The sequence below is a fragment of the Methylophilus sp. VKM B-3414 genome (assembly GCF_032248435.1).
Taxonomy (GTDB): Bacteria; Pseudomonadota; Gammaproteobacteria; order Burkholderiales; family Methylophilaceae; genus Methylophilus; species Methylophilus glucosoxydans.
In genome coordinates this window covers 1-15,255 of the sequence record NZ_JAVTLI010000007.1, presented here as the reverse complement: position 1 = coordinate 15,255, position 15,255 = coordinate 1, and the positions used below count along the sequence as shown (strand labels likewise).

Sequence of the window (15,255 nt, the reverse complement as noted above, 5' to 3'; positions counted from 1 at the left end):
AAAAAGAGGCTGCGGCCTCTTTTTTTATTTTAATGTTACTTAAACCCTAAAAGAATACCGACGATGGCTGATCTTAATCACTTAATCGCAGAAGCAGCACAGGACTTTGCCGCTTGTCATGATATCCCTGCACTGGAAAACGCCAAGGCCAAATTTTTGGGCAAGTCAGGCGCTATTACTGATGCACTGAAGGGCTTGGGCAAGTTGAGTGCCGAAGAACGTCCTGCAGCCGGGGCAGCGATTAATGTGGTCAAACAGGCGGTCGAGCAAGCCTTGAATGACCGCCGTGACAGTATTTTGGCCGCAGCCCAGGCCAAGCAGCTGGCGAGCGAAACCATTGATGTGACTTTGCCTGCGCGTGCGCAGTCTAAAGGGGGCCTGCATCCTGTGACGCTGACTTTGCGTCGTGTGGAAGAGCTGTTTCACTCTATCGGTTTTAGTGTGGCCGATGGCCCTGAAATTGAAACCGATTTTTATAATTTCACCGCTTTGAATATCCCTGACAACCACCCGGCGCGTGCCATGCACGATACGTTTTATGTGGAAACCGGTGGGGATAACATGGAATACGTGCTGCGTACACATACCTCGCCAGTACAAGTCCATTACATGCAAGACAATACACCTCCTTTAAAAATTATTGCGCCAGGGCGTGTGTATCGCGTGGACTCGGATGCGACACACTCACCGATGTTTCATCAGGTGGAAGGCTTGTGGGTAGATGAGCAGATCAGTTTTGCTAACCTAAAAGGCGTTGTGCAGGATTTCCTGCAAAAATTCTTTGAGCGCGACGATTTAACCGTCCGTTTCCGCCCGTCTTTCTTCCCGTTTACCGAGCCGTCAGCCGAAATGGATATGAGCTGGAATGGCGGTTGGCTGGAAATCGGTGGTTGCGGTATGGTGCATCCTGAAGTACTCAAGCACGTCAATATCGATAGCAGCAAATACCGTGGTTTTGCTTTTGGTTTGGGCGTCGAGCGCCTGGCCATGTTGCGTTATGGCGTCAATGATTTACGCCATTTCTTTAATAATGATCTGCGTTTTTTGCAGCAGTTCATCAAGTAATTTCAGCGCACGCGCACTTTAAACAGCAGAATTAAGACAAGGTAAGACAGATATGCAGTTCTCTGAACAATGGTTACGATCCATGGTGAATCCAGCGATGGATACCGAGCAGCTTGGTCATGCGCTAACGATGGCAGGCCTGGAGGTTGAAGCGCTCACGCCTGTTGCGCCAGCGTTTAGCCGCGTCGTTGTGGCCGAGATTTTGGAGGCGGCCAAACATCCAGACGCTGATCGCCTGCAAGTGTGCAAGGTGAAAGTCGGCGAGGAGACTTTGCAAATTGTCTGTGGTGCCCCTAATGCGCGTGCCGGTTTGAAAGCCCCATGTGCGCTGGTTGGCGCACAGTTACCAGAAAACAATGGGCAACCAGGCATTCAAATCAAGCAAGCCAAAGTACGTGGGGTTGAGTCTTTTGGCATGATGTGTTCTGCCAAAGAACTGGGCATTGCCACAGAAGCCAACGGCATTCTGGAGCTACCAGCAGACGCGCCGGTTGGTCAGGATATTCGTGAGTATCTGGATTTGAACGACCATGCCTACACGTTAAAGCTCACGCCTAACCGTGCAGACTGTCTGAGCATTGTCGGCATTGCACGCGATGTGGTCGCCATGACCGGCGCGCCAATGACTGCACCAACTGTTGCCCCTGCTGCGGTGACAGGGACACTGACCAAAAACGTGACGCTGCAAGCCAGTACGGCTTGCCTGGCCTATTATGGCCGGGTGATCGAAGGCGTGAATGCACAAGCTAAAACGCCAGACTGGATGGTCCGCCGCCTTGAGCGTAGTGGTATTCGTAGCATCAGTGCGCTGGTGGATATCACAAATTATATTTTGCTGGAGCAAGGGCAACCGTTGCATGCCTTTGACCTGAACCTGCTGCAAGGCGATATTCAGGTACGTTTTGCCCAGGCAGGTGAAAAACTGGTATTGCTTAATGACACAGAAGTCACCCTCAAAGGCGATGATTTGGTCATTGCAGACAGTAACGGCCCCGTGGCGTTGGCAGGCATCATGGGGGGTAACCCCAGCGCAGTCAGCGATACTACGCAAGCGATCTTTTTAGAAAGCGCATTCTTTACGCCAGATGTGATGGCTGGTAAAGCCCGTCGTTTGGGGTTGAGCACTGACTCCTCTTACCGTTTTGAGCGTGGCGTGGATTTTGGTAACACACTGAATGCCCTTGAACGTGCGACGGCATTGGTGCTCGAAATTTGTGGTGGCCAGGCCGCCGCCGTCACCGCAGTGACTGCCGACTTGCCGGTACGAAAGCAAGTCAGCTTGCGGTATGCCTACCTGCTGTCAGTGTTAGGCATAGAAATCAGCCTGGCGCGTGTAGGGCAGTTGCTCACACAATTGGGTTTCAGCTATACCGAAAGCAATGGTGTGTTCCAGGTCAATGCGCCTAGCTTCCGATTTGATATCGCGCGTGAAGAAGACCTGATTGAAGAAGTTGCCCGTTTGCATGGCTACGAGCATATCCCGGCACTGACCCCTGTGGCACCGCAAGGCATGCTGGCCTCGCCAGAAGCGCAGCGCAGCAAGCATTGGTTGCGCGATGTCATGGTTAATCAAGGCTATCAGGAAGTCGTCACCTACAGCTTTGTGGATGCAAGCTGGGAGCGTGATTTGTACGGGAATGAAGCACCGATTACACTTAAAAACCCGATTGCCAGCAATCTGAGCGTGATGCGCTCCGGTTTGTGGGGCGGTCTGCTGGATGCTCTGGACTACAACCTCAAGCGTCAGCAAACCCGTGCCATGCTGTTTGAGCTCGGTGCGCGCTATGAACAAGGTAACCAGGGCTTTATCGAAACATTGACATTGTCTGGCCTGATCTATGGCAGCGTCCAGCCAGAACAATGGGCGACAGAAGCCCGTGCTTTTGATTTTTATGATGCCAAGGCCCACGTCGAGTCGCTGTTCGCGCAAACCGTGCGTTTTGTGGTTGAGCAGCATCCCGCCTTACATCCAGGCCAGTCAGCACGCATTTATCTGGGCGATCAAGCTGTAGGCTGGCTAGGTAAATTGCATCCGCAATGGCAACAACAGTATGGCCTGACCAGCGCCTGTTATCTGTTTGAGCTTGATGCCGCCGCTGCGCTGGCGACGCAAGTGCCGGCGTATGGCGAGGTAAGCAAGTTCTTACCTGTACGCCGTGACCTTGCCGTGATTGTTGATCAAAATGTGTCAGCACAAACCATGATTGATGCCATTATTGCCGAGCAAATTCCGCAATTACAAACCCTAAAATTGTTTGATGTTTATCAAGGCAAAGGGGTGCCAGAAAACAAAAAAAGCCTTGCATTTCTTGTACTTATGCAAGATACTTGCAAGACAATGGTCGATGAGGAAGTCGATACCATCGTGGCGCGAATCCTCAATAACTGGTCATCCAATTTTGCTGCATCACTAAGATAGTATCACTTAGGGGCAACATCATTTAGGTAATTCATCAGGATAATGCCATTTAAATCATCATTGCATTACTCCAAGGATTAACAGTTGATACAACTCAAGCGTCATCTCGCATAATAAGAAGGTTCAGGGGATCGTTAATGACACTCACAAAAGCTGATTTAGCCGATTTGTTGTTTGAACAAGTCGGGCTGAACAAGCGCGAAGCCAAGGATATGGTAGAAGCGTTTTTTGAAGAAGTCCGGAATGCGCTAGAAGAAGGGGACAGCGTCAAACTATCCGGTTTCGGTAATTTTGAACTGCGTACCAAATCCGAGCGCCCAGGTCGTAACCCAAAAACCGGTGAAGAAATCCCGATTTCTGCACGCCGTGTGGTGACCTTTCATGCCAGCCAAAAATTGAAATTACGCGTAGAAGAACACTACGCAGAACATCCATTGCAAGCACAAGCCTGATCTGATTACACCCTATGCTAGAAACGCAAAAAGTGTCGTTGCCCCCCATTCCCGCCAAGCGCTACTTCACGATTGGTGAAGTCAGCGAACTATGCGGGGTGAAGCCACACGTCTTGCGTTACTGGGAACAAGAGTTCACTCAGCTCAAGCCTGTCAAACGTCGCGGCAATCGTCGCTATTACCAGCACCATGAAGTCCTGCTGATCCGTAAAATTCGCGAACTCCTATACGAGCAAGGCTTTACCATCAGTGGCGCCCGCAATCGCCTGGATGGTGTGGAAGAAAAAGCAGATAAACCGCGCAGCAACACCGAATCAGCGGTTTCAAGCAGTCCACAATCTCAGGGCTTGATGGCAGAAGAAATATCGCAATCCGCTATTGATGTGGCGGCGCTTAGAGAACAAATTCAACAAGTGCTGCAATTGCTCAAAGTGCCCGCATAAGCGCACAACGTAGCCATAAAAACCGCATATTCTGCTTAGCGAATATGCGGTTTTGCTTTATAATGCCACCTTCTTTTTCAAACGGTTTTATTGTTTGATTTTGAATATTCGGGGCGTAGCGCAGCCTGGTAGCGCACTTGCATGGGGTGCAAGGGGTCGCGAGTTCGAATCCCGCCGTCCCGACCAATAAAATCAGAGAGTTAGGCCGCCTTAATTGGCGGCCTTTTTCTTTTCTTTCGTTCATGCCCCCACATATGCCCCCACACCAAAGAATACTTTCTTTAAAGTCTGCTATAGGTTACTTTGTTGCGGCATATTCAGTCTTGTTTACCTCTAGCCACCTACAGGAATAAAACATCTTCTAGAAAAGTCCCGTATATTCCTAAAGCATTCAGTAAATCTTTCTCCAAAGCGTTCTATAACGCTACTCTCCGTTCTAAATTATTTCCCGAACTATCCTGCTTTAATTGATGTTTTTTAGGGGCTTGCCATCTATGGGAATAACAGTCGCGATTTTTGGTCAAGATTGATTTGTCTTGCCTAATTTAATCGAAAGTTATGAGAGCTTTCAAAGTGACTCAAGTTTTCCGGTTTTCAACTTTTTATCGGATACACATGACAAACAGATTAATTCGCCTTAAAGAGGTCATTAACTTAACGGGCAAATCAAGAAGCTCTATCTACGCAGATATTTCTGCTCTTAAATTCCCTAAACCAATTTCAATCGGTTCTCGGTCGGTTGCATGGCAACTCACAGCAATTGAGCAATGGATTCAATCGCGCATTGACCAATCAATATCAACATAGCACCAAGCACACGCACCAAATCATCATGCCCGCTAATGCGGGCTTTTTTGTATCTGTACATCCCATTCGAGAAAGCAACTATGAATAACTCTTTTAGTAACTTTTGTAATAACCCTAATTGTTGTGACGGGCAATGTGAGTGCCAAGGCAGACGCATGGCAAAAACAAGCTACCCTAGGTCATGCCCCAAGTTTGATACATGCAATGCGTCTGTATGCCCTTTGGATGCCAAATGGCAAAAAAGAAAACATATTAGTGGAGATAAGTGTTGTTTGTACCTGTTAGAGGCTGCGAAGCTCGATGCTAAAGCTAATTTTGCAGGTGCGGGGCTTGCTAATGTCTATGAGGCAATAGAAGCAGTTAAGCACGATATTTTATCCAGCTCAGCCAGCATCAAAAGAACATACACTAGGGCAGCCAGTACTGCCTCTAGGTTGCATCCAAAGTTCACCAAAGGGGATAACTGATGCGAATAGGTGCTGATAACTTATCGCTCCTGATATTTATATTGTGGGTGCTTTTCTATAACCTCTCGAAGCTATTCGGAATCAGCTAATGGCAAGAAATAAAAGATATAAAGATGCAGCCGATAAGCGTGATGGAGGGCAATTTTATGCCATACCTCACTCTGTGCTAAATGGCGCTGCATACTTATCCCTAAGTTCTCACGCAAGAATGCTGCTGTTTGATTTGATAGCGCAATACAAAGGTGATAACAACGGCGATTTCTGTGCTGCGTATAGCATGATGAAGCAACGCGGTTGGAAGTCTCAGCACACGTTACTAAATGCAAAGCGAGAACTGCTAGATGTTGGCCTAATTGAGGAGACACGCAAAGGGGCAAGACCAAACCTTGCAAGCCTTTACGCAGTCACATGGCTGGCACTTGATGACTGCAACGGAAAGTTAGACATAACACCAGCAGGCTTTCATCGTGGCGCTTACAAGCTCAAAGACCCAGCACCGCCAATGGGCAAAATTAAAGGCTTTAGTGCTTTAGCTGCATCAACACTGTGATAATTGCTGCACTAGCTGCATTAGGATTGAACAGAAAACAACGATTGTGCTGCACAAGATGCATCAATCATGACCGTTTTTAAGCCTTCCCTAATGCACTAGCTGCATACCTATCTAGAATTACCATATCTCATTGCAAGGCAATCTCTTCGGCACTTAGTACAAGCATTTTAACGAGCTACAGCACATTCAATAAGGCGAAGTTGTGAGTGATACGCTCTAGTCTAGTAGTCTCCAAGAGAGCCGCTTCACCATAACTAGCGTCAGAGTATTACTGCCCATTACCTAAGAGTAAAGCAGCAAATTTATGACCTAGAAAACGTGAACACACGCGCTCGTATATGTCTCTTTTGAACTGCCAGCTAGTAGCTCACTAAGGCGTAAGTATTAGTCTTTAACTCAGCAATTGACATGTAGCCAACATTTTCCGATATGGCTAAGATTGTTTGAACATCATCGACGAAAGGTATCAAAAATGTTAAACGCCAAAGAAGCAGCAGCCATACTAAGTGTCAGCATAAGATACCTGTACTCATTAGCACAAAGTGGAGCGATACCACACTATAGAATCGGAAAACGCACCTTACGGTTTGAGGAGGCTCAAATACTTGAGTACAAGGAGAGCTGTGCTGTTGCTGTAAGAGTACCAAAACAGACTGCCGTCGTTAATGTAAAAATTTCACTGCCGGAAGAGAAGTCTGAGCTACAACTATTTTTTGAGGAGTTTAAACGCGAACGAAAAAATAAACGGAAGAGATGAGGTAAGCACATCGCTGGTTAATGGGACAGGCTTCATGTACTATATTCTGCCGCAGTAACACCATAAAAATTAGATAGTAAACATGTCAGAAGAGCAGCGCCGCCAACTCCAGCAACAGCTTTGGAATATCGCCAACACACTCAGGGGCAAGATGAATGCCGATGAGTTTCGCGATTACATCTTAGGCTTTATCTTTTTCAAGTATCTCTCGGAGAAAATCCAGCGCCTTTGCGATAGTCAACTCGAGTCAGAAGGATTCAAGTTTATTGAGCTGAAAGAGACCCATCCACAGTATAAGGAATATATTGATGCACTTGAGCACGCAGCTTTAGATGCTCTTGGATATTTTTTAAAACCTACAGAGCTATTCAGTGCTATTGCAAAGAAAGGTAATAACCAGCTTGATACCCATGGCGAAGGTGATCAGCACAACTTTATACTAGATGATCTTACCCGGATCTTAAAGAACATTGAGCAAAGTACCCTAGGCACTGACAGTGCAGATGATTTTGTAAATCTGTTTGAAGACCTAGACCTTACATCATCGAAGCTAGGTAAAACGGTTAAAGAAAAAAATGAGATAGTCGCCAAGGTACTCTCACATCTTGATGCTATCGACTTCAATTTATCAGATACTGAAGGCGACGTGCTAGGTGATGCTTATGAGTATCTGATTGGGCAGTTTGCTAGTGGAGCAGGTAAAAAGGCAGGTGAGTTCTATACGCCGCAGCCAGTCTCTACCTTGCTTGCTAAAATAGTAACAGATGATAACAAGCTCATTCGTAGTATCTATGACGGTGCTTGTGGCAGTGGTTCTCTGCTTTTGCGAGTCAAGCGTGTGTACGACCCAAAAGGGGAAAAGAAGGTTAAGATTTATGGGCAGGAGCTTAATCGCACCACTTACAACTTATGCCGCATGAACATGATCATGCATGGCGTGCATTACGCTGACTTCGACATTAAGCAAGAAGACACTCTAGAGCACCCACAGCACATAGGTATGCACTTTGACGCCATTGTGGCCAATCCACCATTTTCAGCCCACTGGAACGCCAGTTCACTGATGATGAATGACGAGCGCTTCAGCCAATATGGCAAGCTAGCGCCTAGCACTAAGGCAGACCTGGCTTTTGTACAGCATATGCTGTATCACTTGTCAGAAGACGGCACTATGGCGATTATTTTGCCGCATGGTGTGCTGTTCCGTGGTGCGGCAGAAGGATATATCAGGCAATACCTCATTGAGCAGCTTAACGCACTGGATGCAGTGATTGGCCTGCCTGCCAATATCTTTTATGGCACGCCGATTCCCACCTGCGTATTGGTCGTAAAAAAGTGCCGAAAGCACCCGGATAACATCTTATTTATAGATGCCAGCCAGCATTTTGATAAAGCAAAAACACAAAATGTTTTACGACCTGAGCATATCCAAAAGATTGTCGATGCCTACAAAGCTAGAACCAATGAAGATAAATATTGCAAAGTAGCCAGCTTGGGCGACATTAAGGCGAATGACTATAACCTTAATATACCGCGTTATGTGGATACATTTGAGACTGAGGCCACCATAGACTTAACTGCCATTTCTGCTCAATTAGTCGAGTTGGATAAATCAAGCAGAGCCACCGACGAAACAATCGCCGCATTCTGCAAAGAATTAGGCATAACCCCACCTTTTGCAACTCAAGGGCAACAAGCATGAGCCTGCCTTCATTGAGATTTAAGGAGTTTGAAGGTAACGATTGGGAGTTAAAACGGCTAGATTCATTTCTAGAAAAGGCAAGCTACCCAGTAAAAGTTGAATCTAATGAACTTTATAGAGAAATAGGCATCCGCTCACACGGCAAGGGTATTTTTCACAAAGATCCAATAAAAGGCAGTGACATAGGCAATAAGCGAGTATTTTGGGTTCAACCAGAAGCCTTAGTGTTGAATATCGTTTTTGCATGGGAGCAAGCTTTAGCAGTGACCTCTGATGCTGAGAGGGGGTTTATTGCCTCTCACAGATTTCCAATGTATACCCCTAAAGCTAACAATTGCTATACACAATTCTTAAAGTATTTATTTCTAACTAAAAAAGGTAAATCCTATCTAGAGTTAGCTTCTCCAGGGGGTGCTGGACGAAACAAGACATTAGGCCAGAAAAACTTTGATGAACTTATTGTAAGATTGCCATCGTTAAAAGAACAAGCCAAAATCGCCAACTTCCTCATGGCAGTCGATAAAAAAATCGGCCAGCTTACGCAAAAGTACGAGCTACTAGCCCAATACAAAAAAGGCGTTCTGCAGCAAGTATTCAGCCAAAAAGTACGATTTAAGGATGACAATGGGCAAAATTATTCTGATTGGGAAAACTACCCGCTCAATGATGTACTTGTTAAGAACTCAAGCAAAAATAGAAACTGCGAATTTACACTTGTTCAAAGCGTTACTAACAAACATGGGTTTATAAACCAAGACGAGCTATTTGAAGGCAGAGTCATTGCGAGCAAAGATCTTTCTAATTATTACATTATCAAGAAAGGTGCCTTTGCTTATAACCCTTCTCGAATCGACGTCGGCTCTCTTGCTTATAAAGGCGATGATTTAATCTCCGTTGTTAGCCCTCTGTACGTAAGTTTTTACGCTAAACCTAATTTGATTGTTGATAGATTTTTACTCAACTGGTTTACTAGTCAGAATTTTAAGACCCAGATGAATAGCTCTTTCGAGGGTAGTGTTAGAAACACATTAAGCTATGATGCTCTTTCCAAAATTATTGTTAGCCTGCCCTGCCTGGAAGAGCAAACAAAAATTTCTGACCTCTTAAGTGTGATAGAGGACAAGCTCACGCACACACAAATCCAACTCGCAGCTGCCAAGCAATATAAGCAAGGCTTGTTACAGCAGATGTTTGTATAGGTTAGCACGATATGCCACTACAATCAGAATATGCTCTTGAAACCTCATTAATAAAACAACTTAATGGCATGGAATATGCCAGTGTTGTAATTGAAGATGAAACGGCTATGCTGGCTAATCTAAAGCGCCAGTTAGAGCTGCACAACAACGGCATTAAGCTGTCATCGAACGAGTTTGAACGGGTGCTCAACCACCTTAACACTGGCGGTATTTTTGAACGTGCCAAACTGCTGAGAGACCGCTATGAGCTCAAGCGTGACAATAATGAAACTGTTTATATTAGGTTTCTAAACAGCGACGACTGGTGCTTGAACGAGTTTCAAGTCACTAACCAAGTTAACATGCAGGGCAACCGCAAAAACCGCTATGACGTCACTTTGCTAATTAACGGACTACCCTTAGTTCAGATTGAGCTTAAACGCCGTGGCGCTGAGTTGAAAGTAGCATTTAACCAGATTAATCGCTACCAACATGATAGCTACGATGCCGGCTTTGGTTTATTTCAGTATGTGCAGTTATTCATCATTAGCAACGGGGTAAACACCAAGTACTTCTCTAACAATAAGCATCAGAGCTTTAAGCAGACGTTTTTTTGGACAGACAAGGAGAACAAGCGCTTATCTGACCTACACGAGTTTAGTGCCGAGTTTCTCAAACCCTGCCATATAGCTAAGATGATTACGCACTACATGGTGCTGACTGAAGAGAAAGTGATTAAGGTGCTAAGACCTTATCAGTTTTATGCGACTGAGGCGCTAGTTGATAGAGTAAAGAGTAGTTCAGAGAATGCTTATATCTGGCACACGACTGGCTCAGGTAAAACGCTGACATCCTTCAAGGCTAGTCAAATCATTATGCGCAACCCCAAGGTGCATAAGGTGATGTTTGTGGTAGACCGCAAAGACTTAGACTACCAAACAGCACGCGAGTTTAACGGCTTTAGCAAAGGTAGCGTGGATGAAACCACCGACACCCGCACGCTGGTGAAGCAGCTCACTGATGACAGTACCAAGCTGATACTCACCACCATACAAAAGCTTAATAACGCGATTATGCACCCGCAGCACTTAGCAAAGCTGGGTGACCTGCAAGATAAGAAGTTTGTGTTTATCTTTGATGAGTGCCACCGCAGCCAGTTTGGCGATACGCACCAGAACATCAAGAAGTTCTTTAGAAACGCGCAGATGTTTGGCTTTACGGGTACGCCGATATTTGCGGATAACGCAACTGGCAGCCTAGGTCACCAGAAGACCACCAAAGACTTGTTTGGTGATTGCCTGCATAAGTATGTGATTGTGGATGCTATCAAAGATGAGAACGTGTTGCGCTTTGCCGTGGAGTACGTGGGCAAGTACACACGTAAGGCCAGTGCCAATGAGTTAGACATCGCCACAGATACCGATATTGAGGTGGCGGGGCTAGATACCAAAGAGCTGTTGGATAGTTACCCTAGGCTAGAGAAAATAACTGACTATATCCTTACGCACCACGCGCACAAGACCAAGCAGCCAGACTTTACTGCGATGTTTTGTGTGAGCAGTGTAGAGACATTGATTAAATACTATGAACTATTCAAACAAAAGCAGGTTGGCCTAGTCAAGCCGCTAAAGGTTGCTACGATATTTAGCTACGCAGCGAATGAAGAAGATCCTAACGCCAATGGCTTAGTGAACGGCTTAATCCCCGAAGAGAACCCCATGCCTGAGGGGAAGATTAACACTTATAGCCGTGACAAACTGGATGGGTTCATTGCTGACTATAACGCGATGTTTGGCTGCAATTACAGCACCAGTGACAGCCTGTCGTTTTATAAATACTATCAAGACATCGCCAAGCGCGTACGCCAAGGCCAAGTGGATATTTTACTAGTAGTAAATATGTTCTTAACTGGCTTTGATAGCCCAAGACTGAATACCTTATACGTGGATAAGAACCTTAAGTATCATGGATTAGTACAGGCATTCTCACGCACCAACCGCATACTTAACGACAAGAAGTCTCAAGGCAATATCGTATGTTTTAGAAACCTTAAAGCCGCGACTGACGAGGCAATTGCACTTTTCTCGAATAAAGACGCAAAAGAGACAGTCCTGCTTGAGCCTTACGAGGATTACGTTAAACAGTTTAACGACGCCACCCTTGAGCTACTAAAGATAGCCCCTACGGTTAAGAGTGTAGATGCGCTGCCAGATGAGAATGCAGAGCTAGCATTTGCCACTGCATTTAGAGAGCTTATGCGTATTAAGAATGTACTCACTAGCTTTGCAGATTTTGATGAAGCTGACTTAGCGCTAGAGCCGCAAAAGTTTGAAGACTATAAGAGCAAGTATCTCGACCTGCATGACAAGGTTAAGAAACAAACCGAAGGTGAGAAGGCCTCCGTACTAGAAGACATCGACTTTGAACTCACTCTTATACATCGCGATGAAATCAATGTGGCGTACATACTTAATTTACTGGTAAGCCTCAACAAGCTACCACCAGAAGAAGCCAAAAAACGCCAAAAAGAGATTATCGACTTGGTTGCTGGTGAGATACAGCTACGTAGTAAACGTCAGCTTATCGAAGAGTTCATTGAGGACAACTTGCCTAAGCTCAAGCCCAATGAGGACGTGATAGGCGCTTTTGAGAGTTACTGGAACAATCACAAGCAAGCTGCTTTTCAGAAGCTATGCGAGGACGAGAACATCGTACCTGAGAAGTTTGCTAGGGTTCTCCAGACCTATGAATTCCAGAATCGCTTGCCTAGGGATGGTGAGATTGTAGAAGCCCTGAGCTTCAAGCCGAAAATCCTGGAGCGCAAAACAATCCTAGAGCGCGTAGCTGACAAAATACAAAACTTCATCACTACATTTGTAGAAGGCATGGGTGGAGTGTAGTTGGCTATTATGAAACTATCAAAAATTTTGTAGATTTGCGAGCACAGACTCGATGAGAGGGCGGGCAGTGGCGCCCCCTTGTACCCCTATAGAGCCTAAGTCGTTTGTTCTTGTCGCTCAAGCGGCAGCATGGGTCGCGGCATGGTTTGTTGATATAGGTATTACGTTATGATTATTGCTAGTGATTAGCTCCAGCCTTTCCCCTAATAGGCGCCATGCTTGTTGCTGCTCGGCAATCAAGGACTGGTGTTGATATGTCCGTTTCATTTTGTTTTGTTCGATGTGGTTTAGGCACTTTTCAATTACATCAGGCCTTACCCCGAGGTTGCCCATGATAGTAGCTCCCGTTCTACGTAGATCGTGAGGTGTCCATTTGCCTTCTGCTAGTTTAAGCGAGTCTGCGTGTTTGGATCTACCGCGCATTGGTTTTCTACCGTCAGCAAGCTGCCTGTCACCGAGTTGCTTTGTAATGCTCTTTTCGCATACGTGGTCAGTATTGATTGTATTAGGGAAAATCCACTTATCTGAGGTTCTGAGTGTTTTTAGCAGTTCGAACTGATTGATCGCAAAATCAGACAAGTAAATTGTATGTGCTTTACCGTTCTTACTGTTTTCGGCTGGAATTCTCCAAGTTCTAGACTCAAGATCAAGGTGCTGCCATTCCGATTTGCAGACCTCGCCAATGCGGCAGCAAGTAGATAACATAATCCAAATTGCACATTCAGTTGATTTAAGTAGGTGTCCATCAGGGAGTTTGGATTTAAGGTCTTTAATTTCGACCTCACTCAGGCATCTATCGCGGATAGTGTCTTTACCACCGATCTTGGCTTTGCGGATGCTAGAAGTCGGGTCGTTTTCGATGATGTCGCGATCTTGTGCGAATCTGAACATCTGTCGCATTGCGGAAAGCATTAGTTTTGCCATGCGATTCACTCCACGTGCCAAAAGTGCGTCCACTACCTTAATGATATGGGCTTTGCGGACATCCTCTACAGCCAGAGTGCCAAGTATGGGCAGCACGTCTTTTTCAAACATGCGCCGCATTTCTTTGCCTTGGTCTTTACGGTTGACTAGGTCAAGCTTTTCCCAGCGATCAAACAGTAGGTTTACGGTCATTCGCTGTTCGTTAGCCGTGAGTTTTGCTTTTAGTGCAGCTTGTGCTTGTTGGTTAAGCTCTTTCTCAATCTGCTTTTCTAGATTTGGGTCTTTGCCTATGCTGAGTAGGTCTGCTGCCCATTTTCTTCTATCTCGAATTTCTTTGATGGAGGCATGAGGGTAGACGCCAAGCCTAATTTCTTTTTGGGCTTTACCAACGCGATAGCGATAGCTAAAAGCAACCGAGACGCCGTTTTTATTTACTCTTACCTCTCCGCGAATATTGCCATCTTCGTAAAGGGTTCTTCCCTTGTCGGCACTAGTTAGTGCGTCAAGTTCTTTAATCGTAAGTTTTGCCATATGCCCCCACAGATGCCCCCACATAACAGTGGGCTGTTGGAGGATTGTACTGGACTATAACGGATTAATCAATTATATAATATATTGATTATTAATGAATAAATATTAATTTATAGAACGTTGTGGATTTTGTTGGATAGTGCTTTTTACTTATGGGGTGCAAGGGGTAGCGAGTTCGAATCCCGCCGTCCCGACCAATAAACAAGCCATTCGTGAGAGTGGCTTTTTTATTTACTGACCAGAACGTAACCAATTCGTAACCAGTTCCTCTTTCACTTCACTGTCGATAATGCCAGAAACGTTCTCAACATGTTGTGATAAATGACCAGGTGACAGGTGTGCATATTTCTGCACCATCTCCATATCAGCCCAGCCGCCTAACTCTTTTAAAACGTAAATCGGCGTGCCATTTTGCACATGCCAGCTTGCCCAAGTATGGCGTAAATCATGCCATCTGAAATCAACAATGCCAGCACGTTTTAAGGCGGCATGCCATGCCTTTGTGTTCACTTGCGTGATAGGCTTCCCACGGAACGTAAACACGTGCGTAGGGTGCTTAAATAACTCTTTACGCAGCACTTCAACCGCTTCACTTGACAAAGGGACAGGGATTGCCCGTTTACCCTTGGCTTGGTCTGCAGGAATCCATGCGCGCCTATCTTGCAAGTTCACCTGCGACCAAATTAATTTAGTGACATTGCTTTTGCGTAACCCTGTCGCTAACGAGAAACGAACCATCGCTTCCAAATGGGGCGGTAATTCATTTATTAATCTGGCCGCTTCTTCGGATGTTAAAAAGCGAATGCGAATTTTTGGTTCTGGCAGAGACCGTACTTTTACAGGTTTATCTATCCATTCCCAATCCAGCGCCGCACGTCTTAATACCCGACTGACGATTTGCATATAACGGTTAACTGTCCCGTTAGACACATTTCCCTCTTTTTTACGTATAGAAGTAATACGGTCTAGCAAGGCACGGTTAATGTCTGAATCGCCCCGGCTGCATTAGATACTTTTTAGCCTCATACTTGAGGTTAATAGGAGTATTAAATGAGCA

The 15,255-nt window shown here is 45.6% G+C and carries 14 protein-coding genes and 1 tRNA gene; 12 read left to right on the top strand and 3 right to left on the bottom strand.

The annotated features are described in order from the left end of the window. Positions 1–63 precede the first annotated feature (63 nt). The 6 genes from pheS to Q9292_RS14325 all read left to right on the top strand — a co-directional run bounded on the left by pheS (position 64) and on the right by Q9292_RS14325 (position 5,186). Complete coding sequence (gene pheS, locus Q9292_RS07270; protein ID WP_275355881.1) at positions 64–1,065, top strand: phenylalanine--tRNA ligase subunit alpha; 1,002 nt, start codon at positions 64–66, stop codon at positions 1,063–1,065. A gap of 52 nt (positions 1,066–1,117) precedes the next feature. After that, positions 1,118–3,484, top strand: a complete 2,367-nt coding sequence (gene pheT / locus Q9292_RS07265; RefSeq protein ID WP_313986405.1) for a phenylalanine--tRNA ligase subunit beta — start codon at positions 1,118–1,120, stop codon at positions 3,482–3,484. A gap of 137 nt (positions 3,485–3,621) precedes the next feature. Next, positions 3,622–3,936, top strand: coding sequence for an integration host factor subunit alpha (locus Q9292_RS07260; protein ID WP_194748229.1), 315 nt, complete (start codon positions 3,622–3,624; stop codon positions 3,934–3,936). A gap of 14 nt (positions 3,937–3,950) precedes the next feature. Continuing rightward, positions 3,951–4,379, top strand: coding sequence for a MerR family transcriptional regulator (locus Q9292_RS07255; RefSeq protein ID WP_194748228.1), 429 nt, complete (start codon positions 3,951–3,953; stop codon positions 4,377–4,379). Positions 4,380–4,488: 109 nt separating this feature from the next. Next, positions 4,489–4,565: transfer RNA gene (locus tag Q9292_RS07250), tRNA-Pro, on the top strand. 372 nt (positions 4,566–4,937) lie between these two features. Continuing rightward, entirely contained in the window at positions 4,938–5,186 is a 249-nt protein-coding gene (locus Q9292_RS14325; protein WP_409934480.1) for a helix-turn-helix transcriptional regulator, read from the top strand. Here Q9292_RS14325 and Q9292_RS07245 read toward each other — a convergent pair. Beyond that, positions 5,131–5,343, bottom strand: a complete 213-nt coding sequence (locus Q9292_RS07245) for a hypothetical protein (protein WP_313986400.1) — start codon at positions 5,341–5,343, stop codon at positions 5,131–5,133. The two genes, Q9292_RS14325 and Q9292_RS07245, sit on opposite strands and share 56 nt — an antisense overlap. On the opposite strand from Q9292_RS07245, the gene Q9292_RS07240 reads away from it, so the two are divergent. From Q9292_RS07240 to Q9292_RS07215, 6 genes are all read left to right on the top strand, one after another. Beyond that, on the top strand, positions 5,342–5,653 hold the full coding sequence (locus tag Q9292_RS07240) for a hypothetical protein (protein WP_313986398.1): 312 nt from the start codon (positions 5,342–5,344) through the stop codon (positions 5,651–5,653). The two genes, Q9292_RS07245 and Q9292_RS07240, sit on opposite strands and share 2 nt — an antisense overlap. Positions 5,654–5,741: 88 nt before the next feature. After that, the gene (locus tag Q9292_RS07235; RefSeq protein ID WP_313986396.1) at positions 5,742–6,203 is read left to right on the top strand and encodes a hypothetical protein; all 462 of its coding nucleotides are present in this window, start codon (positions 5,742–5,744) and stop codon (positions 6,201–6,203) included. A 475-nt stretch (positions 6,204–6,678) separates the two neighbouring features. Beyond that, complete coding sequence (locus tag Q9292_RS07230) at positions 6,679–6,963, top strand: helix-turn-helix domain-containing protein (RefSeq protein WP_313986394.1); 285 nt, start codon at positions 6,679–6,681, stop codon at positions 6,961–6,963. Positions 6,964–7,045: 82 nt separating this feature from the next. Next, on the top strand, positions 7,046–8,665 hold the full coding sequence (locus tag Q9292_RS07225) for a type I restriction-modification system subunit M (protein WP_313986392.1): 1,620 nt from the start codon (positions 7,046–7,048) through the stop codon (positions 8,663–8,665). Further along, complete coding sequence (locus tag Q9292_RS07220; protein ID WP_313986390.1) at positions 8,662–9,864, top strand: restriction endonuclease subunit S; 1,203 nt, start codon at positions 8,662–8,664, stop codon at positions 9,862–9,864. The genes Q9292_RS07225 and Q9292_RS07220 overlap by 4 nt, the downstream gene beginning before the upstream one ends. Before the next feature lie 11 nt (positions 9,865–9,875). Next, positions 9,876–12,743, top strand: a complete 2,868-nt coding sequence (locus Q9292_RS07215; protein ID WP_313986389.1) for a type I restriction endonuclease subunit R — start codon at positions 9,876–9,878, stop codon at positions 12,741–12,743. A gap of 117 nt (positions 12,744–12,860) precedes the next feature. On the opposite strand, the gene Q9292_RS07210 is transcribed toward Q9292_RS07215, so the two are convergent. Beyond that, positions 12,861–14,198, bottom strand: a complete 1,338-nt coding sequence (locus Q9292_RS07210; RefSeq protein ID WP_313986387.1) for a tyrosine-type recombinase/integrase — start codon at positions 14,196–14,198, stop codon at positions 12,861–12,863. Between the two features lie 231 nt (positions 14,199–14,429). Next, positions 14,430–15,128, bottom strand: a complete 699-nt coding sequence (locus tag Q9292_RS07205) for a site-specific integrase (RefSeq protein ID WP_313986385.1) — start codon at positions 15,126–15,128, stop codon at positions 14,430–14,432. Positions 15,129–15,255: the final 127 nt, after the last annotated feature.

Bases quoted from the DNA above. Each gene is read 5' to 3' on its own strand.
- Q9292_RS14325 (WP_409934480.1), top strand. From the start codon at position 4,938: ATGAGAGCTTTCAAAGTGACTCAAGTTTTCCGGTTTTCAACTTTTTAT.
- Q9292_RS07260 (WP_194748229.1), top strand. From the start codon at position 3,622: ATGACACTCACAAAAGCTGATTTAGCCGATTTGTTGTTTGAACAAGTC.
- Q9292_RS07210 (WP_313986387.1), bottom strand. From the start codon at position 14,198: ATGGCAAAACTTACGATTAAAGAACTTGACGCACTAACTAGTGCCGAC.
- Q9292_RS07220 (WP_313986390.1), top strand. From the start codon at position 8,662: ATGAGCCTGCCTTCATTGAGATTTAAGGAGTTTGAAGGTAACGATTGG.
- pheT (WP_313986405.1), top strand. From the start codon at position 1,118: ATGCAGTTCTCTGAACAATGGTTACGATCCATGGTGAATCCAGCGATG.
- pheS (WP_275355881.1), top strand. From the start codon at position 64: ATGGCTGATCTTAATCACTTAATCGCAGAAGCAGCACAGGACTTTGCC.
- Q9292_RS07215 (WP_313986389.1), top strand. From the start codon at position 9,876: ATGCCACTACAATCAGAATATGCTCTTGAAACCTCATTAATAAAACAA.
- Q9292_RS07240 (WP_313986398.1), top strand. From the start codon at position 5,342: ATGGCAAAAACAAGCTACCCTAGGTCATGCCCCAAGTTTGATACATGC.
- Q9292_RS07235 (WP_313986396.1), top strand. From the start codon at position 5,742: ATGGCAAGAAATAAAAGATATAAAGATGCAGCCGATAAGCGTGATGGA.
- Q9292_RS07255 (WP_194748228.1), top strand. From the start codon at position 3,951: ATGCTAGAAACGCAAAAAGTGTCGTTGCCCCCCATTCCCGCCAAGCGC.
- Q9292_RS07245 (WP_313986400.1), bottom strand. From the start codon at position 5,343: ATGCGTCTGCCTTGGCACTCACATTGCCCGTCACAACAATTAGGGTTA.
- Q9292_RS07230 (WP_313986394.1), top strand. From the start codon at position 6,679: ATGTTAAACGCCAAAGAAGCAGCAGCCATACTAAGTGTCAGCATAAGA.
- Q9292_RS07225 (WP_313986392.1), top strand. From the start codon at position 7,046: ATGTCAGAAGAGCAGCGCCGCCAACTCCAGCAACAGCTTTGGAATATC.